The sequence below is a fragment of the Staphylococcus parequorum genome (assembly GCF_039237145.1).
GTDB classification, from domain to species: domain Bacteria; phylum Bacillota; class Bacilli; order Staphylococcales; family Staphylococcaceae; genus Staphylococcus; species Staphylococcus equorum_A.
Genome location: NZ_CP150682.1, coordinates 806,695 through 830,523, shown reverse-complemented (window position 1 = coordinate 830,523; position 23,829 = coordinate 806,695). Strand labels below are relative to the sequence as shown.

At 31.4% G+C, this 23,829-nt stretch carries 20 protein-coding genes; 5 read left to right on the top strand and 15 right to left on the bottom strand.

The window, feature by feature from the left end:
- Positions 1 to 60 precede the first annotated feature (60 nt).
- A complete protein-coding gene (locus AAA453_RS03805) occupies positions 61 to 606 on the bottom strand; it encodes a tubby C-terminal domain-like protein (RefSeq protein WP_069817148.1) in 546 nt (181 codons plus the stop codon).
- 188 nt (positions 607 to 794) lie between these two features.
- Between AAA453_RS03805 and AAA453_RS03800 the strand changes: the two genes are divergently transcribed.
- Entirely contained in the window at positions 795 to 1,607 is an 813-nt protein-coding gene (locus AAA453_RS03800; protein WP_427706386.1) for a VOC family protein, read from the top strand.
- Between the two features lie 114 nt (positions 1,608 to 1,721).
- On the opposite strand, the gene AAA453_RS03795 is transcribed toward AAA453_RS03800, so the two are convergent.
- From AAA453_RS03795 to AAA453_RS03780, 4 genes are all read right to left on the bottom strand, one after another.
- Complete coding sequence (locus tag AAA453_RS03795; protein WP_069817152.1) at positions 1,722 to 2,378, bottom strand: NAD(P)H-dependent oxidoreductase; 657 nt, start codon at positions 2,376 to 2,378, stop codon at positions 1,722 to 1,724.
- Between the two features lie 403 nt (positions 2,379 to 2,781).
- Positions 2,782 to 3,588: a Cof-type HAD-IIB family hydrolase gene (locus tag AAA453_RS03790; RefSeq protein WP_069817154.1), complete on the bottom strand. Its 807-nt coding sequence runs from the start codon at positions 3,586 to 3,588 to the stop codon at positions 2,782 to 2,784.
- A gap of 312 nt (positions 3,589 to 3,900) precedes the next feature.
- Positions 3,901 to 5,439, bottom strand: a complete 1,539-nt coding sequence (locus tag AAA453_RS03785; RefSeq protein ID WP_427706384.1) for a sodium:solute symporter — start codon at positions 5,437 to 5,439, stop codon at positions 3,901 to 3,903.
- A 25-nt stretch (positions 5,440 to 5,464) separates the two neighbouring features.
- Positions 5,465 to 6,346 (bottom strand): N-acetylneuraminate lyase, encoded by an 882-nt coding sequence (locus tag AAA453_RS03780; protein ID WP_069817158.1) that lies wholly within the window; start codon positions 6,344 to 6,346, stop codon positions 5,465 to 5,467.
- A gap of 263 nt (positions 6,347 to 6,609) precedes the next feature.
- Here AAA453_RS03780 and AAA453_RS03775 point away from each other — a divergent pair, with 263 nt between their 5' ends.
- On the top strand, positions 6,610 to 7,482 hold the full coding sequence (locus tag AAA453_RS03775; RefSeq protein WP_427706382.1) for an ROK family protein: 873 nt from the start codon (positions 6,610 to 6,612) through the stop codon (positions 7,480 to 7,482).
- A 106-nt stretch (positions 7,483 to 7,588) separates the two neighbouring features.
- Here the strand turns inward: AAA453_RS03775 and AAA453_RS03770 are convergent, their stop codons facing one another.
- On the bottom strand, positions 7,589 to 8,386 hold the full coding sequence (locus AAA453_RS03770; protein WP_277581870.1) for a MurR/RpiR family transcriptional regulator: 798 nt from the start codon (positions 8,384 to 8,386) through the stop codon (positions 7,589 to 7,591).
- Positions 8,387 to 8,552: 166 nt separating this feature from the next.
- Between AAA453_RS03770 and AAA453_RS03765 the strand changes: the two genes are divergently transcribed.
- Positions 8,553 to 9,221 carry an N-acetylmannosamine-6-phosphate 2-epimerase gene (locus AAA453_RS03765; protein WP_069817164.1) on the top strand — a complete coding sequence of 223 codons (669 nt, stop codon included), beginning with the start codon at positions 8,553 to 8,555 and terminating at the stop codon, positions 9,219 to 9,221.
- A gap of 124 nt (positions 9,222 to 9,345) precedes the next feature.
- Here AAA453_RS03765 and srtA read toward each other — a convergent pair whose 3' ends face one another.
- Positions 9,346 to 9,945 (bottom strand): class A sortase SrtA, encoded by a 600-nt coding sequence (gene srtA, locus AAA453_RS03760; protein WP_427706380.1) that lies wholly within the window; start codon positions 9,943 to 9,945, stop codon positions 9,346 to 9,348.
- Positions 9,946 to 10,179: 234 nt separating this feature from the next.
- Between srtA and AAA453_RS03755 the strand changes: the two genes are divergently transcribed.
- The gene (locus AAA453_RS03755; protein WP_427706378.1) at positions 10,180 to 10,683 is read left to right on the top strand and encodes a GNAT family N-acetyltransferase; all 504 of its coding nucleotides are present in this window, start codon (positions 10,180 to 10,182) and stop codon (positions 10,681 to 10,683) included.
- Positions 10,684 to 10,916: 233 nt separating this feature from the next.
- Here the strand turns inward: AAA453_RS03755 and AAA453_RS03750 are convergent, their stop codons facing one another.
- A complete protein-coding gene (locus AAA453_RS03750) occupies positions 10,917 to 11,591 on the bottom strand; it encodes a haloacid dehalogenase type II (RefSeq protein WP_069817170.1) in 675 nt (224 codons plus the stop codon).
- 1,491 nt (positions 11,592 to 13,082) lie between these two features.
- Between AAA453_RS03750 and AAA453_RS03745 the strand changes: the two genes are divergently transcribed.
- Positions 13,083 to 15,005 carry a helix-turn-helix domain-containing protein gene (locus tag AAA453_RS03745; protein WP_427706376.1) on the top strand — a complete coding sequence of 641 codons (1,923 nt, stop codon included), beginning with the start codon at positions 13,083 to 13,085 and terminating at the stop codon, positions 15,003 to 15,005.
- Positions 15,006 to 15,114: 109 nt separating this feature from the next.
- On the opposite strand, the gene AAA453_RS03740 is transcribed toward AAA453_RS03745, so the two are convergent.
- From AAA453_RS03740 to AAA453_RS03710, 7 genes are all read right to left on the bottom strand, one after another.
- Positions 15,115 to 16,839 carry a glycosyltransferase gene (locus AAA453_RS03740; RefSeq protein WP_427706374.1) on the bottom strand — a complete coding sequence of 575 codons (1,725 nt, stop codon included), beginning with the start codon at positions 16,837 to 16,839 and terminating at the stop codon, positions 15,115 to 15,117.
- A gap of 150 nt (positions 16,840 to 16,989) precedes the next feature.
- Positions 16,990 to 18,678, bottom strand: a complete 1,689-nt coding sequence (gene tarL / locus AAA453_RS03735; protein WP_427706372.1) for a teichoic acid ribitol-phosphate polymerase TarL — start codon at positions 18,676 to 18,678, stop codon at positions 16,990 to 16,992.
- A 136-nt stretch (positions 18,679 to 18,814) separates the two neighbouring features.
- Positions 18,815 to 19,843, bottom strand: a complete 1,029-nt coding sequence (locus AAA453_RS03730; protein WP_427706370.1) for an alcohol dehydrogenase catalytic domain-containing protein — start codon at positions 19,841 to 19,843, stop codon at positions 18,815 to 18,817.
- Entirely contained in the window at positions 19,836 to 20,552 is a 717-nt protein-coding gene (locus AAA453_RS03725; RefSeq protein ID WP_340754835.1) for a D-ribitol-5-phosphate cytidylyltransferase, read from the bottom strand. Before AAA453_RS03725 ends, AAA453_RS03730 begins: the two co-directional genes overlap by 8 nt.
- A gap of 404 nt (positions 20,553 to 20,956) precedes the next feature.
- Positions 20,957 to 22,606 (bottom strand): gamma-glutamyltransferase, encoded by a 1,650-nt coding sequence (locus tag AAA453_RS03720; protein ID WP_427706368.1) that lies wholly within the window; start codon positions 22,604 to 22,606, stop codon positions 20,957 to 20,959.
- A 2-nt stretch (positions 22,607 to 22,608) separates the two neighbouring features.
- The gene (locus tag AAA453_RS03715; RefSeq protein ID WP_172793174.1) at positions 22,609 to 22,767 is read right to left on the bottom strand and encodes a hypothetical protein; all 159 of its coding nucleotides are present in this window, start codon (positions 22,765 to 22,767) and stop codon (positions 22,609 to 22,611) included.
- A complete protein-coding gene (locus AAA453_RS03710; RefSeq protein ID WP_069817186.1) occupies positions 22,757 to 23,827 on the bottom strand; it encodes a CapA family protein in 1,071 nt (356 codons plus the stop codon). Before AAA453_RS03710 ends, AAA453_RS03715 begins: the two co-directional genes overlap by 11 nt.
- Positions 23,828 to 23,829: the final 2 nt, after the last annotated feature.

Sequence of the window (23,829 nt, the reverse complement as noted above, 5' to 3'; positions counted from 1 at the left end):
CTGAGAAAGATACAAAAATACCAGCAATGAGGATCACTGCCGGCATAATTATAATAAGTTTTAGTTTGAGTTTTTCCGTTGTTGTTCTTGAAATTCGTAAAACACTTGAAATAACATAATTAACATTGCTGGGTGATACGTTTCATCTTCAATATATACGTCATGACGTGATGCTAATTTAAAGCGTTCAGACTTTGTTTGCATTAATACATTGTGTCCGTCTGTCACTTTTACGCTTCTAGAAAAAAGTCCTGATTGAAATTTTAATGTATCTCCTTTATTACCTTCAAAAAGTAATGTGGGTTTAAACCCTATTTTCGAACGAAAAACACCTATTGGATTGTCGTTTTTCTCTACTTCCCATACCGTTTTAAATGGCGTTTTAAATGCCCCACTTATGGTTTTTTCCTGAAGAATACGATACGTATCTTTGCCATCTGTAATCTCAAAGTTTTGTTTACTATTGCCAAACATTGCAAAAGCTTCTTGTGTTGATGAAGTATAAAATAACTGTAACTTAAATACCGCTTCATCCTTATCATTAAACACATCAATTGCTGATTTGGAAGAACTGAAAAAATTTTCTTTAAAATAATAATGTGGCATTTTCAAAACTCCTATCCGTTAACTTTCTTCATTTAACCCTAATATACCCGAATGTTGATATTCAAACAATAAATAATTTTGAAATTCTATTTGTATATTCAAGCAAATTGTGTTGACTTATAAAGTAAGTTACTCTAAACTCAAACTTGTAATAATAATAAATACAAGTAATGATAAGGAGCTTTATTATGACTTTTCACGATAATACATCAATCCAAGTAACGAATATCACTTTAAATGTTGAAAACCTATCAACAATGATTAAATTTTATAAACAAATTTTAGGCTTAACCGTCAATACTGAAACACAAAAGGACATTATATTTAATATAGGCAACCATGGTCACACTTTAACTTTACACGAAATCACTGATGGACGTCGCCCTTCTATGAAAGAAGCAGGTCTATTCCATATCGCTCTACTATTACCATCTAGAGTAGATTTAGCTAATTTTTTATATCACGCATCAAGTTTAGGCGTACAAGTTGGTGGAGGTGACCACCTTGTCAGTGAAGCGTTATACCTCTCAGATCCTGAAGGCAACGGAATTGAAATCTATGATGATCGCTCAAAAGATGAATGGTCATGGAACGGTAATAAAGTAAAAATGGATACACTGCAAGTCGACGTTAATGACCTTGTTGCACAACGTACAGAAACAGGTTGGCAAGGTATGCCTAGCGATGCCAAAATAGGACATTTACATTTAAAAACCGCAGACTTAGAACAAGCGCGTCGTTATTATATTGACCAATTAGGGTTAGAGCACATTTCTGATTACCCACAAGCGCTATTCATGTCTACTAACCGATACCACCACCATATTGCAGCAAACGTATGGCAATCTAACACGATGCGTCAAGATAACGACACAAGTTTCGGTCTATCACATGTAGATATTTACAAACCTAGTGCAACTTCAGAACAATTTATTGGACCAGAAGGTTTTGAAATTGCAATACACAATGACACCTCACTCGTAGCAGATAAAAATGAATAACTACTAGCGTCTTTTCGAATAAAGTATACAAAGAAACCTCCAAAGCTTCTGCAAAAAGTAGATAGTTTGGAGGTTTTATTTATTATATAAATTAAATATTTTACTAATAGTTTATTATAACCACGTTACAACATCTGATTGTGGCTGACGTACTTTGTCTTTCGATTCTGTTTCTCTATAACCAAAAGCAGCCATTACGGAAGGTGCAAAGTGTGCTGTATCTGCAATACCTTCTTCATCTAAGAATTGAGTAACCGCATCTAAATCAAAGCCTTCGATAGGACAAGAATCAATGTTTAACAATGCTGCACTCGTCATCATATTACCAAGTGCAATATATGTTTGTTTTTTAGCCCAATCTAACAATGTTTGTTCAGTATCATTAATATGGAAACTTGTTTGGAAACTTTCAAATTTTTCTTCTGTTGCGGGAATACTTTCTTCACTATATTGTTTAATATCACGTATCATATGTTGAACGAAAGGTGATTTTGCTGTTACATTTTTGCGTGCTAAAAGCAATACAAAATGACTTGCTGTATCTAGTTGGCCTTGTGCCCCCCAACTGATTTCTTTCAATTTATTTCTGATCTCACTATTTTGAATTACAACAAATTTCCACGGCTCTAATCCAAGTGAACTTGGTGAAAGTCTGCCCGCTTCTAAAATAGTATTAAAATCACTGTCTTCTATTTTTTTACTTGCGTCAAAACGTTTTGTTGCATGTCTAAAATTAAACGCATCTAATATCGTTTGTTGCATTTGTGTCATAACCTGAGTGACCTACCTTTCAAATCAATTATATATCTTAGTATAGCTACTTTTTAATTCTTATTGAAATAATATGTTTATATAATTGTAGTGGCTAATATAAACGACTAAGGCTGTGCTCTTGCAAGCGAGTATGATTTATAATAAATCAACTCTCTTTATATAAACTATAGTATCCAAATCATTATTTCATACGAGACGCCTGAGGGAACAGCACGAGCCCAAGACTATAGGCTGAGGCTTATAGCCCTAGGCAAGCGAGTATGAAATTTATATAGCACTGTCAAAGTTATGTTTGTAGAAAGGACAAAAAAACTGCCAACAACGTTACGATTTTGTCGACAGTTTAAGCGTAAGGTACATAAATACAGCAAAGTTAAAGATTTCTGTCCCGCTTCCCTATTTAATTCAGTACTTTTAATACTTTTTCCTCAATCACAGTTAACACGCCTTGCTCATCATTCGTAGGTGCGATGTGATTTGCTACTTCAAATAATGTTTCATCTTCACTATTTTTCATAACATAACTATGTGTTGCAAGTTCTAACATATCTAAGTCATTATTGGCATCACCAAATGCCATCAGGCTATCAGGACTTAATTCCCATTTTTTAAGTAAACGATGCAATGCCTGGCCTTTAGTCATTCCAGGTATAATAAGATCGATACTGTCTCGACCACTCGACACAAGTTTTAAATCTTCTGTAAAGTTTTTAGTTAAATCATCATCCAGTGTCGGATGTGAGTTTCTATTAATATTCAATGCTATTTTCACATATTCATCCTCTGGCAAATCTTGAAATGACTCAATTTCTTCCAATTGACGATAATAAAAATGCGCATCTTTTTTAAATGCTTCCGTATTATCTTTTAATATATATGCACTGCGTAATCCACAAACAATCAGATTATCAATGCCACGCTCAATATTTAAATAGTCAATTACTTTTTGATAAAAGCTTCTATCAAATGCTTCATAGTCATATAAAGTATCTCCTTCATATATAACCGCACCGTTTTCAGCCACAAACAACATATCACGTTGCCCGAAAATAGATTTTAATTTTGCATATTGGTTACCACTTGCTGCAATAAACTTAATGTCATGTGCTTTGAGCTGTTGAAAAATTTGTTCAAATCTTTTTTCATCATAACCTTTTTTGGAATCTAAAAATGTTCCATCCATATCAACTGCAATTGCTTTTATCATAATGTCCCCTCAAATCTTCCTTATTATGTATATCTTTATATTATATCGACTATACAGTTTGATTCAAAGTAAATTCATTATATATTGTAATTTAATTATTAATACTTAACCCACACTGTCTTATTACAAAAATCAATTTTATATTTTTTCATGTAACTTAAATAATGGAAAACAAATACAAAAACTGCCGGAAAATTTGATGCTTTTTCGACAGTTTATATGCTTCCAATATTGTAATTTTCACTTTTATTTCAAACTATATTATAGCTTTAACAGTTATTTTAATTAAGGAAAGTTGTTGTATAATCATGCTTAACTTTTAGGTTTTTTAACATGTACTTTAGATACATAATTAGATTTTTCTTTAATATCATAAATAGTTAAACCTTTAATATCTTTCTTCTCACCTGGAACAATAATACTCACAATATAAGAGAAGATAAATGCAACTACAAATGAAATAATGGAAACGAAGAATGGTGAACTTCCTCCACCTACACCGTTAAAGATATAAGCAAATATAATTCCCAAAATCAATCCTACAATGACACCAAATGTATTCGTACGTTTTGTAAAGATACCAACCGCAAATACACCTGCTAATGGTACGCCTACAAGACCTGTAACTAATAAGAATAAATCCCATAAATCATTGGAATCCGCTGCAATAAGATAGAGTGACATTCCAAAACCAAACAAACCTGATAAAATAATCATCCATCTTGCAAACGTAACTTCTTTTTTCTCTTCACCTTTACCGAAAAATCTATGTTTAATATCGACAGATAAACAAGCAGAAATTGAATTTAAGCTTGATGAAATCGTTGACTGCGCGGCTGCAAAAATAGCAGCGATTAGTAAACCAGCAATAAATGGCGGCATTTCAGTAAGTATAAAGTAAGGTACGATTGATGATGTATTAAAACCTTCTGGCAAACTACTTTCATGGCTATAGAATGAATAAAGCATTGTACCCATACCATAAAATAATGGTGCAGAAATTAATGCTAAAGCACCATTCATCCATAATGATTTTTTTGTTTCTTTCATCGAATCTGACGCTTGATAACGTTGTACTACGTCTTGACTCGCCGTATATTGGTGCAAGTTATTAAATATATTCCCTAAGAAAATAATAGGAATCGCTGCAGCTGCTGAATTTAATTTCCAGTTATCTGCACTAATAATTTTCTTGTTCTCTAAAGCATCTGATATAAGTGTATCCATACCACCTTGTATATGCGTTACCCCTAAGATGATAATTGCTGCGGCACCACCTAATAAGATAACCCCTTGAATAAAGTCACTCCATACTACACCTTCAAAGCCCCCTAGGAAAGTATATAAGATACAAAGTATGCCGACCAGACTTGCCACTACATAAGGATTCATATCAGATACTGCTGTGATTGCCAATGTAGGTAAATAAATTACTATTGCAACTCTACCTATATGAAATAACACAAACAGTAATGAACCTATGACGCGGACACTCGGTCCAAATCGTGCTTCTAAATACTCGTATGCCGAAGTAACATTTAACTTTTTGAAAAACGGCACATAAAAATAAATTAACAGTGGAATAATTGCTACAATTGCAATATTACCAGCAATATAAGACCAGTCAGTTAGAAATGCTTTTTCTGGCGTAGACATAAATGTGATCGCACTTAAAGTGGTCGCATAAATAGAAAATCCTACCGCCCAAGATGGCAAACGTCCGCTTGCCGTGAAAAAGCTATCTGTATTTTGACTTGCTCGTTTTGTAAAATATGCCCCAACTAACAGCATAATTAATAAATAAACGATTACTGCTACCCAGTTCCATGTACCAAAACCTACCTGTTGCATTTACTTCATCCCCTTACGTGATGTTTTATAAATTATAGTTTTTGATTAATGTTTCCAATTTACTTCTATTACTTTCATCAAATGGTTTGAATGGACGCTTAGGTTGACCACCATCAATACCACGTGTTGCTAAAATTTCTTTTAATGTTGAATAAATGCCCATGGATAATACATTTTCAATAATGTCATTTGTATCATGTTGAATTTGATAAGCTTCCTCAATTTCACCATTTTGAGCTTTTTCAAAAATTTGTCTTGCGCGTTTGCCGTTTACATTATAAGTTGAGCCAATTGCACCATCTACCCCAGATATTGCAGCTTGAACTAACATTTCATCAAAGCCAGAAAGTATTAGTTTATTTGGATACGCTTTACGTATACGCTCAAGCAAGAAGAAGTTTGGTGCCGTGTATTTCACACCGATTACTTTTTCGTGATTGAAGAGTTCTCCGAATTGCTCAATTGATATATTTACACCCGTTAAATCAGGAATAGCATATATAATGAGATTATTTTGAGTTGCTTCAATTAATTCAAAATAATAATCTTTAATTTCTTCGAATGAGAAAGGATAGTAAAATGGCGTAACTGCTGAAATAGCATCATAGCCCAACTCTGTAGCATATTTTCCCAATTCAATCGCTTCATTTAAATCTAAAGAACCGACTTGTGCAATCATCTTCACATCATCATTTACTGCTTCTTTTGCAAGTTTAAAGATTTGTTTTTTCTGTTCTTTATTTATTAAAAAGTTTTCACCTGAACTACCATTAACATATAAACCATCTAAACCTTCTGTTTCAATTGCGTTTTTAACAATCTGTTGTAATCCTTCTTCTTTCACTTGGCCTTGCTCATCAAATGGTACCAACAACGCTGCATATAAACCTTTTAAATTCTCTTCCATGTGATAACCCTCCATCTATTTTTCTTAAGTTATTATTATAAAAAATGTATATCATCACTCACTGATTTATATATCATCTTTCATAGATTTCTATTTACACTTAAAATTGTAAACGCTACCATAAATAGTAGCAATAGCTTTTTGAAAAGTTTCATCATTTGTTATGATATTTTATGAAAATAATTTTCAAATGTGATTATAACTACACATTTAAATACAAAGATGATACATATAATAAGAAGACGTTACAGGAGGCATCGCATATGGAAAATTATAAAGTCGCAATTGATATCGGAGGAACAGCTATTAAAGCTGCTGTTTTAGACGAAGATTTAAATTTTATCGATTATCACAAAGTTTCTACACCTGACAATATTAATCATCTTATCGTCGATACGGTATATGCATTAGTAGAGCACTTTCAACACACACACAATCTCAACCCTTTACAGGTAGGCATATCTAGCGCTGGCGTCATCGATGAAGAAAACGGCATCGTTGTCTACACTGGACCAACGATACCTAATTATAATGGAACAAATTTTCACAATTTACTCGCACCACTGAGTGCACAAGTACAAGTCTTTAATGACGTGAATGCCGCCTTACTCGGTGAACTTTGCCTTCACCAATATGAAGTGGATAATATATTTTGTCTTACACTAGGTACTGGCGTCGGCGGTGCTTTTTATAACAATACGTTGCAGTTATACAATGGAGAACGTAACAGGGCAAACGAAATCGGTTATTTATTATATAACCCGGAAGACAATAAGACATTCGAGCAACGTGCCTCAACTTCAGCACTTAAAGCTTTAATGCTATCTCGTGCTTTTCCTTATGAAGATGATGTCCCTAAACTATTTGAATTAGCTGAACAAGAAGACACGCTGGCCCTATCTATTCTTAACCAATGGAGCCAAGCTGTTGCTGAAGGGATTGCACAAATTCAAATCATCTATGATCCTGGTTTAATTCTTATCGGTGGCGGTATATCCTCTCAAGACCAACAATTACTAAAATATATCACACCAAAAATAGAACGTTTTTTACCACCACAATATGGTCACGCAGCTATACAAACTACACGTACACAAAATCACGCTTCATTATTTGGTGCAATTTCTAAATTTTAAAAATGACCTGTGAAATCATGCGTTTCTTCTAACTTAAACGACGACATGTCGTTCAGTAAATATGAGGAAAGTCGCGCACCCAATTTCGCAGGTTATCTTTTTATTATCATTCATTTAAAATTACTTTTTTAGTTTGTTGATAGACATTATTCATATATTCGTCATCCAGCAATAAATAACTGACGATATCTATTAAGAAAAGTGTCGCAATTTGTGTATTAATAAATTGTGTATCATTAATTCTAGATTGATCCGTTGTAATTAATACTAAATCTGCGCATTGTGTTAACGTGCTGCCTTCATAATTTGTTATGACGACTACATAAGCACCGCGTTCATGGGCAATTTCAGCTGCAGCAATTAACTCTGTAGTCTCACCGCTATTTGAAATCGCTACAAAAGTATCAGAAGCTGTTAATAAGGACGCAAAAATTTTCATTTGATGTGCATCTGTAGAGACACTCCCTTTCAATCCCATGCGCATCATACGATAGTAAAATTCAGTTGCAGATAAGCCTGAACTACCGAGACCAGCATAAATAATCTGACGACTACGATTAATTTGGTTTACAAAACGTTGAATTTTCTCATCAGAAATAAACTCTCCAGTTTGTTGAATAATATCTTGATGGTACTTATGAATGCGTTGAATAAGCGGGCTATTCTCAATAACTCTGTCTGTCATTTCCTGTTGTAAATTAAATTTCAAATCTTGAAAGTTGTCATAATTCAACTTATTGCTAAAGCGTGTAATGGTCGCTGGCGATGTTTTGATTGCATAGGCTAATGAATTAATTGTGGAAAATGTATCATCAAAATCATTATTTTGAATGTAATCAACAATTTGTTTATCAGTTTTTGTAAATAAATGATGATAACGTTGAACACGATTTTCAAATTTCATAAAATTCACCCTTTCAAAATAAATAATAATTAAAGTATATATGAAAATGTTTTTCATAACAACGAAAACTATTGATTATTATTTTCTTGATGTTATATTAAAATTACTAAGTCGATACAAATTAATTTTAATATTAAATCTACTAAAAGTTATGGAGTGCAAAATTATGTTACCACAAGGATTAATTGTTTCATGCCAAGCTCTATCTGATGAGCCTTTACACTCATCATTTATCATGTCAAAAATGGCTCTAGCTGCATACGAAGGTGGCGCAGTTGGCATTAGAGCAAATTCTAAAGAAGATATCATTGCTATCAAAAAAGAAGTTCACCTCCCAATTATTGGTATCGTTAAACGTGATTACGATAATTCAGACGTTTTTATTACCGCAACAAGTCAAGAAATTGACGAATTAATTGAAAGCAAATGTGAAGTCATTGCCTTAGATGCTACAAAACAACAACGTCCTAAAGAATCACTACAAGAACTTGTTTCATATATTCGTCAAGCAGCACCAAATGTCGAAATCATGGCTGATATTTCAACGCTTGAAGAAGCTCAATACGCGGACGAATTAGGTTTCGATTATGTAGGCACTACATTACGTGGCTATACATCTTATACTAAAGGACATATTTTATATGAAAATAATTTCCAATTTCTTAAAGATGTTTTAGCAAATGTTGATGCTAAAGTCATTGCTGAAGGTAATGTTATTACACCTGAGATGTTCAAAGCAGTTACTAATCTTGGTGTGCATTGCACTGTCGTTGGTGGCGCAATTACTCGTCCAAAAGAAATTACAAAACGTTTTATCGACGTTATCGATAAATAATAAAAAGACCGTTATCAAGCGATTATTGCAAGCTCATGCTTGTCGTTAAACTACACTCTTGTTTAATCACAGTAGTTTAATACCATCGTCTCGATACGGTCTTTTTTTCACGTTCTAATTTCATTTAAGTTGCTTCTGCAACAAATATTTTACGGTCTTCCCATTCACCAGTTTGGTCATTATAGTTATCACAAGTGATTAAAGTTAGTTGCTGTTTATCTGATTGTTGTTCTTCTAGAACTTCAACATCTTCAGGTTTTACATCAAATATTTTAGTGATTTTATATGTCTTTTCCTCATTACCAGTTTTAAAATAGACACTGCTTCCTTCTTTTGCTTTTGGCAAATTAGAAAATTGATAGGTCGATGAACCTGTGAATGTATGGCCAGCAATTGCAATGTTTTGATCTTCTAATGATTCATCTGCTTCAGCAAAACTCACACCTCTTTTAAGTTGTGTTGGTGTCGCTGGTCCAGGATAAACTGGTGTTTTTATATCTGCATCTGGTACAGATATATAGCCTGCCATTTTTGATTTATCTTTTGGTATTTCAACATGCTTTCGTTGGTTCTTATTGTGTTGTTGATCGAAAGTTTCAACCTTTTCATTATTCTCTTTTTCAGTAAAATAATTATCAATATGTGGCTTGGCAAAGATATAAATAGCTGCCAATATAAGCAATACTCCAACAAGTGAAATGAGTCGGCTCCCCCATTTTTTCATGCTTTATAACTCCTTTATTAGCTTTAATTATTATAGAATTCTACATAAGTATAGCACAACGCATAATAGGCTATACATTCATTTCCTAAGGTAATATCTATTATATAATCTAAGATGTTAACTTTCATAACAATAAATTGCGTATTTATCATATTAGGTGTTAAATATAAATAAATGATTTTCTAACTACACTTATGAATTTTTTACAAAACCTCACTGAAAGGATGATATTTTATGATACGCCACGCAGTTCAATCTGACTTACCTAATATATTAGATATCTATAATGACGCTATACTCAATACTACAGCAGTTTATACATATAAGCCCCAAACCCTAGAATCGCGAGAAGCTTGGTTCAAAAAAAAGACCGACAATAATGAACCTGTAATCGTATATGAAGAACAAGGAGAAGCAATCGGTTTTGCTACTTATGGTTCATTTCGAGATTGGCCCGCCTATCAATACTCAATTGAACATTCTATTTATGTTAATAAACACCATAGAGGTAAAGGAATTGCTTCTCAATTACTCTCAGAAATCATTCAACAGGCCCACAGCAATGGCTATAAAACATTAGTTGCTGGTATTGATGCTACAAATGATTATAGTATTTATTTACATAAGAAATTTAACTTTACGCATTCCGGCACCATACATAATGTAGGTTATAAATTTGATACGTGGCTTGATTTAGCCTTTTACCAATTAGATTTAAGTGCGCTTCCGTTGAAATAATACTATACATTTCAAATATTTGTCTTCGGCAACTTCATAAATAAAATTTAAATCTAACATATTATTTTTGTTTGAAGAGTCACATTGATTTGGGCCGACTCCTGACTAGTTAATAAAAAGACTACAGGCTCAGGCTGTGATCGCAAAAGTCTATACAAAAAATGCCGACAAAATCGTAAACTTTGTCGACACTCTGAACAGCCCTAAAATTTAGGGCTGTTTTATTATTATATTTATTTATTCATTTCTAACCATTTTGCCATTTCATTTAAATTATTCACTGTAATAGTTGGCGACTGACCGTTATTATCATATTGTTCACCTTTACGGTTTACCCATACGGTATCAAAACCAAAATTAGCTGCACCTGTTACATCCCAGGAGTTTGAAGATACAAACAAAATATCTTCTCTAGTCATTTTATAATATTCTAATATTAGCGCATAACTTGCAGGGCTTGGCTTATATTGTTTAATCTCATCTACACTAATTACAGTGTTTATATAGTCACTGATTTTGGAATTGTCGACTAATGGCATTAACATACTATCATTACCATTGGATAGTACACCTATATCAAAACCTTTGGCATTCAAACTAGAAAGTACACGTGGTATTTCATTAAAATAATTTAAATCTAAAAAGGCATCAAATAATTGATTTACATCATCTCTATTATACTGTATTTTATGTTCATCCAGTACATATCGTAAAGCATCTTTAGTTAAATCATCAAACGGAATATAGCGCTGCATAATTTGTCTTAAAAACATATGGTTTAATTGTGTCTTTCGCCATAGTTTTGAAATTGATGCAGCTAGTTCATCATCAAATTGAGTCATATCATTTTCTAAAGATGACATATCAAAGATTGTTCCATATACATCAAAGATAATAGCTTTATACATATTGAACCTCCCCTTCTTGATAAAATCCAACTACTTACTCTTTAGCACAATATTGGTATGTTAAACAGTTTTGACCTAAAATTTAAAGTTATTTTATTAAATTCTCACTTTTTCTTATATGGCATTTATATTGTTCACTATAACTCGCTTTATTATACCTTTTGTAAAGTTTTAGTAAATTTATACATATTACTATTATTTATTGTTTAATCGGCTATAGAGAAATAAGAGAGGAGCTTGGTGACTATGAAAAAAATATTTGTGTCTGACATATTAAACCTTTTTGTCATAGCTTTACTATATATGATCTTTATCACGTTAATACTGTTTTCCCTTGATCTGTTTGAAATCAAGACAAGTGGCTCTATATTTTTAGAAAAACTTAGCTCTATCACTATTTTTCAAATTTTCAGAAATACTTTATTTAATGGCTTATTCACTTTGTTTTTATTTATTACTTGTTCAATTTTACTTTTTAAATCTATAGACTTATATGCTAAGCAAAAATGATTCCACTAAAAATTTATTTCTCTCTCTTTATTTAGTGCTAACTTATTTTAATTTCAAAAAAGTTAAAGCATTTTAATCATTCCACTTTAAATTGTACAAATTTTTATTATTTATGCAATTTATATTGTAAGACTACATTGTTAGTTATATAATATTTGTAGAGAATGTGTTTGCGTTTTATATAAAGGCCCATAAACGTGCCGTTTATCATCATAGTTATATTCCATTCCCAGAATTAAACTTTATGCACCCGTTTTAATAAAGCGTATAAACATGATTCTCAGCAAATGAGCATATACTTCAATATAGGCCCTTTGCAAAGAGATCTAAAATCACTTTCAGGCTGTGGTTTTAGATCTTCTTGTATAGTTCACGCTTCCCCTTATTATCCTTTTAAATAAATCATAAAGTTAGTACGTCACCTTTCGTTCTAATTGCAAGAAGCGCATTACTTTTTCATTATTTAATACTTTCTCTCACTTTAATTTACAACACAAACACTTATATCCTCACTTTTATGTTTATTGCATATATTTAGCCTATATTTTAAAAATATATACAAACCCATTTATTTTCAACGCATCTAGATTTTTTCTTTTTAAATAAAGTACCTTATTTGTTAATTTAGAACACAATAATTTTAATGAATTCCCATGTTTCTTTAAGAAGTCATTTATCTAAATGACTAATTATTACTTTAAGATATCCTTTTGTTAATCTTATTTGATATTCGAACATTTTTTCATGTCACAGTTGTACAATAGCGTTATTACTATAAAGCAATCGGTTTATATTTAGGCAAAGGTGATATTTGTGATAAGTTCTTTATCTATTAGAAGTCATTACACAACTGAATTAACACGCTGTATAAATAAAGTAATTATACTACTTCCACTAGGAAAGCCATGTAAAATTAATTTGAATGGCTCAATTATAACGATAGAAAATGGCGTTATAATTAACAATGCTGATTTATATCAAATGATTGATGTTCAAGATCTTCTTGAACTAAATATCCCATTACCTTTATTTATTGAAAAGGATACGTGTTTATCCCATGCATTTTTTGACTTTAATAAAATACGTTATGTCGAGCAATTCAAAAACTTAATTTTACAAAAGCTCCAAAATAATTTTCAAGACAAAAATGCAATGAATTATTATATTTCTAATATAATTGAGTTTTTACTAAAAGAAGCAAAAGTGACATTACAAAATAATTATTTACCACCCCTATACACAAAGCACCCGCTAGTTTATCGCCTAACGCAATATATCCATAAAAACATCTATGATGCTTTAACTACTAAACAAGTATCCAAAACTTTTTTCATTTCGCAATCCTATATCTCTATTTTATTCTCAAAAATATTAACTATGAATTTTAAACACTATATAAGTTCATTAAAAATCGCTTTATCCATATTTGATTTAATACAGGATAATAAAGCGATTCATGATGTAGCAACAAAATATAAGTTTATGAATGTAAGTACTTATTCAAAACATTTCAAACATTATATTGGCGTACCTCCTAAAAGGTATATTTATCAATTTAGAAAAGGTTATTTCAACAATCCTTATCAAATAGCAATTAATGAGCCTAATTTGTCTAAATATTTTTCGGATATTTATAACTTTTCTCGTAATCAAATAGAATTGCCCTATACTTTAAATCTACCTAGCCTATCTTTTGACCAACACTTCGAAGATACTTTTATGGTTATTCGGTTAGATAATTTACAAGACTTATTAAAATTTAATTACCATGCTATACAAAATAATATTTATTCCAACTTCTCTAAAGTAAATTTTTTAATTAAAAATACAGACTTCGTGTACTTAAATGATTTAGATACGCAACAGTTATTGGATACAATTAAATATTTAATTACTCAAGGGTATGATTTAACATTTAAAATTACTACTTTAAATTTAGTAGAAACATTTGATTATCATGTACTTAAAGTATTGAAAGAAACCCTAAATACTAAAAATTTCTTAGAACAAATAACGCTATTGTTTGAACTTGAAACCAGTTCTATTAAAGATATGCCATTGCTCATCAAAAGATTAAATCACCAGTTTCCTTTGTTAAAAACAGGAATTGTTATAGACCCTTTTATTGAATATGGTCATAACCTCACTCACATTATTAAGAAAATTAATGCATTACAAGTAGATTATTTTTATGTTAATTATGACTTGATTACATTTGGAAATTTAATTTCAAAAAAAATAACTTATTCTAAATCAGAAAATACTTTAAAACAAAATATAGCGCTATTTCTTCATCAAATTGGAAGAAAACAATCAAAAAAATTAATCTTCAGTAAAATAACGCATAACGCATTGAAAGTTTATTTCAATAATGAGACTGATGCTACTCATATATTATTGATTGAACTATTGATTGAACTGAGTCAACAGATCGGTGGCTTTGGCTATGCATATTACACAGATGATAAAACACACTTTATGCTTATCAATCACCACCAAAGCGCAATGCCTATCGTTCATGTTTATAGTTTATTGAAGCCTTTTATCAACAATCAAGTTGTATTACTTTCTTATGGCATCATAGCTAAAACAAAAAACCATTATCATTTTTTACTGTTTAATAATCAAAGTAATAAGACTCATAGATCCTTAGAAGTCAATATTAGCCATAACTTCTCTAACGATTTCCCTGTTTTTACGCGGTTACTCAACCGTAATCATGGTATAGTTTCACACTTGGTACCTCACAAGCTCAACCAAAAATATATTAATCCTGCAATACTAAAACAGATAAATAATACCAACTATCCATTAGCAAAATTAAATATGCATGCTCATAAAGAACCTATGGTATTAACAGTTTCTAATTCTTCAATTTTATATTTCATGATCCCCATAAAATAATTATATTGTTAAATAAAAAATGACTGTTAGATTTCCGTAGAATTCTAACAGTCATCTATTCAATTTTGAGTTTATGCTTAGATATCTTTAAAGATATACTAATATATAATTAATACTTTAAAATTAAGTGCGGCGTTTCAATTCTAAAATTCTTTTTAAGTTCGTTTACTTTCACTTTCTCTTGAACAGTTAAATGATACGTCATCTTATCGTTTGTTGCTAAACTGTTTAAATAACCATACGTGAAGCGTTTAGACAACATAAGTGCTGTCATACCTTCTGATAATAAGTAATTGAATTTTAAGCTACGTAATTGTATTGTTTTACTGTCTTTAGAAGTAACTTCTAACATGTCATAAAGTTTATTGTTAGTTACATAGAATGACAGGTTATCAAAATCTTTTGTGAAGTATGGTGTAAAGCGATAATATTTATTATTATTTTCTGCAATTGTACTTGTCTCTACCTCATAAGGGTATTTTGCACGTTTACTACCAATACGTTTTTCCACAATCATGTTATCTACTCTCATCTCTAAAAAGGCATCCCAAACTTTTTCTTTCACCAAGTATGGGATTATATCATTCATCGACGCACTAAATTTAAAGTGAGATTGATCATTAATTGCTAATGGTACATAAATCAGCTCTTTTTTATTTCGAGATACAAGTTTTAATTGAATCATTGTCGCAACATGATTAGGATTAATAATTGATTTTAAGAATTCTAGTTCTATTTCAAATCCTTTATCATTAAATTTAAACTGTGACATTCTTAAATCAGGTTTAATCAATTGTTTGAATGTGAAAAACGGCTCATTTTCACCAAATTGTATTTCTAGCTCTCCTTGATGTGCATTATAGTTATAAAAGCGACCATTTTTATAACTTTCTTCAACCTTTTGGTAATGTTTCATATCTTTTAGACGTGCGTAATACAACAATGGTTTCAACGCATCGTTTACTAATTCATCTACTTCAGAAGGTACTTTTTGAATAAAGTCACCTAATGCATCCATCCATACTTCTTTTTTATCATCTGCTATTTTTAGAGAAAAATTATTAGTTCTTGAGAAAGAGAAATGACGATCTATAAAATAACCTAGCACCTTATGTTTATTATCTAAAGGACTGTCTAATATTGCTTCTGTTATCAATGACATGACCTTGTAAAAATCTTCTGGTGAAACGTAGGCTGAACTCATATGTTCGCCTTCACGTTTTGTAGCATAGTAATAAGGTTTATCAGCTAATACGGCTATTTTATCTGCATTAAGATAAGCTTTCATTGTAAATAGTTGATCTTCAGCGCTACGCAAATCTTCTGGAAAATCAATATTATTATTGCGTAATAATGAGGTTCTATAAAACTTAGTAGGACCTAGTGTATATATGATCCTCGAATTTTCTAGTGTCACAGAGTCGCTCGTTTCTTTAAACATAGACCTTGGAACACCACGACCATTTACACCTTCCATTCTTACTAATACCACATCTGCATTATTGTTATCTACAAATTTAGACACATCTTTTAACGTATCGTTATTAATATAATCATCAGAGTCTACAAAAAATACATATTCTCCTTGAGCAATTTGTAGTGCTGTATTTCTTGGTTTACCTGGACCACCTGAATTTGCATCAAGTTTTTTCACAATCAAATTCATTTTGTCTTTATATGGTTCTACAATTTTTAGAGTGTCATCTGTTGAACAATCGTCTACAAGTATCACTTCAAAATCTTTTTTATCATACTTTTGATTTTTTAAACTGTTTAATAACTCTTCAATATATTTTTCTGAGTTATAGCTTGGTACTATAATTGAAAATTTCACTTTATTTCACCTCATAAAAAGTGAGTTAAGATACAATGCAATATACTTAGTTTAATAGCAATTAAAATATACGCTATATCTTACCATCAGTCTATTTATCATTGTACTTAACTCACTATATTCACCTTATTATTTTAGTTGTTCTATAAGTTAACTTCCAAATACATTTCTTACTAAACGTTCACTTGATCGCCCATCTTGATATTTAAAGTGTTTGTCTAAGAAAGGTGATACTTTTTCTACTTCGTAATCGTTATTATCTAATGCTGTAATTAAATCATCAAATGATTCAATAATTTTACCTGGAACAAAAGTTTCATATGGTTCATAAAAATCACGTGAAGTAATATAGTCTTCAAGGTCGAATGCATAAAAGAGCATTGGACGTTTAAATACTGCAAATTCATATACTAGAGAAGAATAATCACTAATCAATATATCTGTAACAAATAGAATGTCGTTAACTTCTCTAAAATCTGATACATCTACAAAATATTGTTCATATTCTCTAGGTATATTCAATCTGTTTTTTACAAATGGATGCATTTTGAACAGTACAACAGCATTATTTTCACGACAATAGCGAGCAAATCTCGCAAAGTCTATTTTAAAGAATGGGTAATGTGCTGTGTGGTGGCCGCTGCCTCTAAATGTTGGTGCAAATAGAATAACTTTTTTACCTTTAATGATAGGTAAATCTTGCTCCATTTCAGCTACAATTTCTCTTTCATAATTTTCATCGAAAAGAATGTCTGTTCTAGGCACGCCTGTTGGTATAATATTCTGTTCTTTAATGCCAAATGCTTCCCCATAAAAAGGGATGTCTGTTTCAGAGGATACAAAGGCTTTTGTATAGTTTCTGTGGTTAACAGAATTAAAGAACGGACCGCCTTTTTTACCAGTACGGCTATATCCAACTGTTTTAAATGCCCCAACTGCATGCCAAACCTGTATAATTTCTTGGCTTTTTCTAAACTTCACTGTATATAGTAGTGGGTGAAAATCATCTACGAAAATATAATCTGCTTTACCTAATAAAAACGGAAACTTAAATTTATCAATGAAATTTCTTCTAGCTGAAATATTAGATTTAAACAAGGCATGAATTTTATACTTTTCATCTAAATTTTGACGCAGCATTTCGTTATATACATACTCAAAGTTACCTGACATATATTCTCTTGAATCAGAAGTGAATAATACTGTATTCCCTTTTTTCAAGTGGAAAAATTTAGTAACTTTAAATATAGATTGAAATACAAAATTACGCACATTAAAAGAGTATCTATTGTATTTTAAACGCAAATCCATCATTTTTTTCTTAATTGGATTTACTTTCGGTTCAGGCGCTTTAAAATCAATATTTAATACAAATTCATTTACTTCGCTCGAAATCATGGGCTGAACAGCATATTCTGTTTTCTTAGAATTGCCACCTTTTTTAAATACAAACTCATAATGGGTCAAAAGATAATTATTTTTTCCATTTTGTGTTTCTTCTGCTTCATATTCTTCTAGTTGGATATCATCTAATTCATAACTATTAGGATTCAGTAACGCTTCATTGATATGGGCAATATAATCAAAATCATCCTTGTAGACAATGAGATATTCACCAGATGGAAGATAGTTTCCATCATCTAAAATCGCCACGTTAAAACGTGCTCTAAATTTATTCCCTTCAATTTTCACATCATTTGCTGCTAATTCTTTAGTTTCAGTCAAATTTCGCAAAACAAAATTTTTCTTGTTAAGCTCAATATCATTAACGTGACCTTCAATAAATAATTGAATTCGCTCCCAATAGATGTCATCAATTATTATTTTAGATTTGCTCAATTTTAAAAACCCTCTCTTGTTCAATTAATTAGTTTTAAAACCCTTGAACCGATATTAATAACTAATTTAGAATAGTTGAAAATAAATATAAATTGAATTTTCAGTTATCTTGTTTATATTTATATATTCACGTTCTTTACATTGTCCATTTAAGCACAGTCTTGCCCCATGATGTGGATAAATCTGTTTCAAATGCTTTTACAGCATCATTAATGGTTTTAATATCAAATTCATTACCTTTTAGAAGTGCTAATTTTTCAACGACATCAGGATTGTCTTTATAAAATTGAGCAACATCTCTGAAATCTTGTGCACCACTTCTACTACTTCCAAACATCGTTATACCTTTTTCTAGTACAAGACGTGTATTTACTTCTATTGGATATTCACTTACGCCTAACAAACTAATTGTCCCTTCTGGAGAAATCAAATCAATAATCTGATTCACCGCAGACTGGCTTCCTTTACCGCCCACACATTCGAAACCATGGTCAAATGAGACATCTTCTGGAACTTCATGAATATGATATATATGTTCTACAAATGAAAAATGACTTAATTTGTAATCCGTTTTACCAAAAACATAAATTTTAGCGTCTGGATATAGTTTATGGAGTAAAATAGCTGTTATATAACCTAAATTCCCATCTCCCCATACGCCAAAACTATTTTTATATGAAATTGATTTACGTTCAAAACGTTGAATTGCATGCCAGGCTACACTGACTAATTCTGAATAAGCAATTGTACTTAAATCTTCGATACTATCATCTATTTCAACGACTCTATCGTGATCCATAAATACATAATCTTGCATAAACCCATCAAATCCACTCGATCTAAATTTACTGCTTGGTAAATAATTTTCAGCTATAACATCATCTTTTTCCACAGGTGTATTAGGCACCATAATGACTCTCGTACCAATCTCAAACACACCTTTATTGTCATAAACAACTTCACCAACACCTTCATGAATCAACGACATTGGCAACTTATTTTTCAGCACTTTTTCATTTCTGCTACCTGTGTAATATCTTTGATCTGCAGCGCAAATTGACAAATACAATGGTCTTATAATAACTTTATCGCTTTTAATGTCTTCATTATTATATGTTACTTCAAATTGTCTCGGAGCAACGAGTTGATATACTTGATTAATCACTCGACATCCCACCTTTTATGATTGAGTTAGCAACTTTAAGATCATAAGGTGTCGTTATTTTTATATTGTATAATTCTCCCATAACTAGTCTTACAGATTTGTTTGCTACAACTAGTATCTTACAGGCATCTGTCATAATTTTCTTATCATCGCTTGAGAGCTCATTATAACTATTTCTTAACAAATTAATATTAAATGATTGAGGCGTTTGACCTTGATACATTTCACTTCTAACTGGTATAGACTTTATAGACTCACCATCTTCTGATGTGATGATTGTGTCAGTCGCAGTTATTACAGTATCTACTGCACCATATTTTAAAACACTTGCTATGTTCTCTTTAATAATGCGATGTGTTAAAAATGGTCTAACTGCATCATGTGTAACAATAACATCTTCATCAGTAATACCGTTTTCGGCTTCTGCTGCCTCTATGATACTCATAATGGTTTCATTACGGTCCTCGCCGCCTTGCACAACTTTAATTCTGTCATCATTAATATTATGTTTACGTAAAGTATCTTTTGTATGAGAAATCCATTTTTGAGGTGTAGCAATAAAGATTTTATCGAATTCACTTGTTAATAAGAATTTCTCTACTGTATGAATAAGGATAGGTTTCCCATCTAAATCTAAAAATTGTTTTGGTAATGGAACATTTCCCATTCGTGATCCAATACCTCCAGCCAAAATACCAGCATATATCATATATTTCCCTCCTATGTAGTTGTTGCTTTTTCAGTTTTTATTTTACTTTTTAAATTTTATTATTAAATATCTTGCTATATAAACATATTTTATAAGTCCATTTTTATACTCTACTCATAAAATGCATTATATAAACATTATATTACCAACTATTATGGTCTTTTTCTACTTATATCCATCCCCGTACAAGTTAATACAGTTTTTTTCTAATTTCAAACCATATCTTTACTTTAATAATAAATATTACAGAACTTTATAAAATTTATTTCCGACTAACATCCTAAACTTATTTAAATTAATATGACAAAAAAGCAGACTTCCTTAAATAGGAAATCTACCTTTTCACTTTTTGTCATCAAATTTATGTTGTTTTCTAGAATCATCAATTTAGCTTGCGTCTTATGTTATCTATTACCAACATCGTGACCTATTTCTACAGTCTTATCATTTTTATTGTAAAGTGCTGCTTGCACACTACCAAAGTTAGGATCATTTCGTTTTTCTTCTACTTTAAAACCTAAACTTTTGAAAATAGCAACATCTGCCTTACTCATAGCATTTTCATAAAACACTGTACCACCATCATTGTAAAAGCGTGGCTTATCTATTGACTCTTGAAGCGTGCCATTACCCTTTAAGTAATCTATCAAGACTTCATTGGTTGTGGTAGGAATCTTATTACCTCCTGGCGTCCCAATACCCATATAATAATCAGGACCCACCACTATACTTGGAGCTGTATATGATCTAGGTGTTTTATGTTTCCCACCATGGTTAGGGCTTAACGGATCAGAAGAAAAGTTTGATAAAGAGTTATTCATATAGAAGCCTTCCTTCATAAAATCACCTGAACCAAAGAAACTTGATAAGGTATTAGTCGTACTTGTTACTTTGCCCTCTTTATCAACTACAACAAAGTGTGTTGTACTGGTATTATCTACATTATTTGTATTGAAATTACTTTCAAAGTTCACTTCATTTAGTTTGCCTAGTAAATAATCTTGAGATAAGTATTCATCGTAATCTTCATCTTGGCCATTGACTATATCTCTATTTCGATACATAAGTGCTCTCGATTTTAAAATACCAGTAATATAATCTAAACGGTTATTAGGGGTAGTTTGATTATTTGGATCTATTTGTTCATTTGCTGGCGCAGATTGGGTATTTTGTGGCACTTGATTGTTTGTTGCTTCATCTATTTCTAAACCTTGAAGCATCAATGTGCCACCTAATGGATTAGATGCAGAATATACTTTAGTATTTAAATAATCTGTACTAACCGGTTCTTTTTTCGTGGTTTTATAACTATTAAAATCTTTTTCAGTTATTTCTTCATCTACTTGATCAGAAACACTTTCGCCCACTTTATCATAGAAATAGTCTGGCCCATGATCTCTAATTCCTTTAATTGTTTTAGCTAATTCTGGCTGTTTAACTACTTCGCCTTCTCTTTTAGTTTTGTCATCTTCAAAGAATGGTGAGTTTCTATCAACATCAGAACCATATAATTTCAAACTGCGTTCTAATTCCGAATCCACTTCAAACCCATCTTCTGCTAAAGGAATCACATAGTTTAAGATTTTCTCTTCATCCATTTTACCCGCTTCTTTATGGGCATCATGTATCCCTCGTACAAAACCTGGTGTGCCTATTTCGTCTTTCTCATCATATTTAAATGATGAAATATCTTTGTATTGCCATTGCTTTGGCGCAACATTCGGTTTGCCATCATAGGATAACATTGCGCCTCCTCCACCTAAGCCAGAGGAGTGAGGCTCGGTTATTGCTAATGCATATGAAACTCCCATGGAAGCATCTACAGCATTTCCTCCATCTTTAATAATTTTCTCACCAACACGGCTTGCTATTGGGTTATTAGACGCAACACCATAATTTTCATCAGATGGGTTTTGATCATGATCAGCAATCTTATTTTCATATAATTCATCTTTATTATAATTATCTTCTTTGGTTGCTATAAAAAAGATAAAAGAAATGATTATAGTAAGGAGTAAGATTACGATGAGTGTTTTTTTATTATAAATACTCATACTTAAGCTCCTTTAGACAAATATTGGTGATGCGATGTTTTAAGTTCATTTTGTTCATATTGATCTAAGCCTTCATTCGCACGAGCAAATACAATTAATAAAAAGATGACTAATACTATTGAAACTACCGTAATGCCCACCCATTGTGTTTTAATGTTCATATACGTAACCTCCATTCTCTTTTTTAAGGTCTACACTCTTACTTTCAATATTGTTCAATAATTTAATTTCTTCCACTTTGTTAGGATTGGATTCTGTAATTTTTCCACCTTGTGATTTAATTGGTGTTACCATAAATTCTGAATCTTTACCATTCCAATTTTGCTGAACAGCTAAGCCTTGTTTATTTTTAGATAAAAAATCTTCAGAAGTTACGTTACCAAGGCTATAAAAAATACTCGTATCTTTGTATTTTTCTATCTGTTGAATAACTGAGTTATGACCGATAATGACATCTGCACCAGCATCAACAAGTGAATGTGCATATTTCTTTTGTCTTGTTGTAACAGCGCGTTCATCCGTTATTCCCCAATCAACATTAGCCACAACATAATCATTTTCCTCTTTTAACTTTTTAATTAATGGAATATAGATATTCGGTTCTAAACTCACCGATGTTGTATTTTTCAAGGTGTCCGTGTAATCAGATTCAACGTCTGTAAACGAAACGTTGGCAATTTTTTTACCTTTAACTGTTTGCTGTACTGTTTTACTATTAATAGGATTCGAACCATTTCCAGTTAAATAATTATAACCAGCCTGCCCTTCTACCGCTCTACTAAACTCTCTCGCTGTTATATTATCGGTGACTTTGTTGATAATATTTAAACTTTTAATATTTAAACCCTTCAAAAACATGACGTTCTCTAAATTCATATTAATGTTTGTCTTTCTATCATCTGAAAAATTAGTGAGTTTTAAACTTGCTGTTGAGTAATCACTCGCATTTAAAACACTTTCTATCGGACTAAAGGTGTCATTAATATTATTTTTCCTTATATGCTTATTCATTTCTATATTGCCTAAATAAGTCATCCTTATATCATCCTTGGCTTTCTTCATAGCTTGAACTGGTTCAACTTTTTGTGATGACATAGTGAATATTAAAAGTGCAATTGCCCCTATTAAAATAATGCCGGTGTATATAGAGTTGCGTTTTTTGTGACGTTTCGTCCATTTTAATACCCGTTCCTCTATAGTAAATCGTTTAGATTGTTTCATAT

Excerpts from the sequence above, each read along its gene's own strand:
- AAA453_RS03805 (WP_069817148.1), bottom strand. The coding sequence starts at position 606 with ATGCCACATTATTATTTTAAAGAAAATTTTTTCAGTTCTTCCAAATCA.
- AAA453_RS03800 (WP_427706386.1), top strand. The coding sequence starts at position 795 with ATGACTTTTCACGATAATACATCAATCCAAGTAACGAATATCACTTTA.
- AAA453_RS03795 (WP_069817152.1), bottom strand. The coding sequence starts at position 2,378 with ATGACACAAATGCAACAAACGATATTAGATGCGTTTAATTTTAGACAT.
- AAA453_RS03790 (WP_069817154.1), bottom strand. The coding sequence starts at position 3,588 with ATGATAAAAGCAATTGCAGTTGATATGGATGGAACATTTTTAGATTCC.
- AAA453_RS03785 (WP_427706384.1), bottom strand. The coding sequence starts at position 5,439 with ATGCAACAGGTAGGTTTTGGTACATGGAACTGGGTAGCAGTAATCGTT.
- AAA453_RS03780 (WP_069817158.1), bottom strand. The coding sequence starts at position 6,346 with ATGGAAGAGAATTTAAAAGGTTTATATGCAGCGTTGTTGGTACCATTT.
- AAA453_RS03775 (WP_427706382.1), top strand. The coding sequence starts at position 6,610 with ATGGAAAATTATAAAGTCGCAATTGATATCGGAGGAACAGCTATTAAA.
- AAA453_RS03770 (WP_277581870.1), bottom strand. The coding sequence starts at position 8,386 with ATGAAATTTGAAAATCGTGTTCAACGTTATCATCATTTATTTACAAAA.
- AAA453_RS03765 (WP_069817164.1), top strand. The coding sequence starts at position 8,553 with ATGTTACCACAAGGATTAATTGTTTCATGCCAAGCTCTATCTGATGAG.
- srtA (WP_427706380.1), bottom strand. The coding sequence starts at position 9,945 with ATGAAAAAATGGGGGAGCCGACTCATTTCACTTGTTGGAGTATTGCTT.
- AAA453_RS03755 (WP_427706378.1), top strand. The coding sequence starts at position 10,180 with ATGATACGCCACGCAGTTCAATCTGACTTACCTAATATATTAGATATC.
- AAA453_RS03750 (WP_069817170.1), bottom strand. The coding sequence starts at position 11,591 with ATGTATAAAGCTATTATCTTTGATGTATATGGAACAATCTTTGATATG.
- AAA453_RS03745 (WP_427706376.1), top strand. The coding sequence starts at position 13,083 with ATGATTGATGTTCAAGATCTTCTTGAACTAAATATCCCATTACCTTTA.
- AAA453_RS03725 (WP_340754835.1), bottom strand. The coding sequence starts at position 20,552 with ATGATATATGCTGGTATTTTGGCTGGAGGTATTGGATCACGAATGGGA.
- AAA453_RS03720 (WP_427706368.1), bottom strand. The coding sequence starts at position 22,606 with ATGAGTATTTATAATAAAAAAACACTCATCGTAATCTTACTCCTTACT.
- AAA453_RS03715 (WP_172793174.1), bottom strand. The coding sequence starts at position 22,767 with ATGAACATTAAAACACAATGGGTGGGCATTACGGTAGTTTCAATAGTA.
- AAA453_RS03710 (WP_069817186.1), bottom strand. The coding sequence starts at position 23,827 with ATGAAACAATCTAAACGATTTACTATAGAGGAACGGGTATTAAAATGG.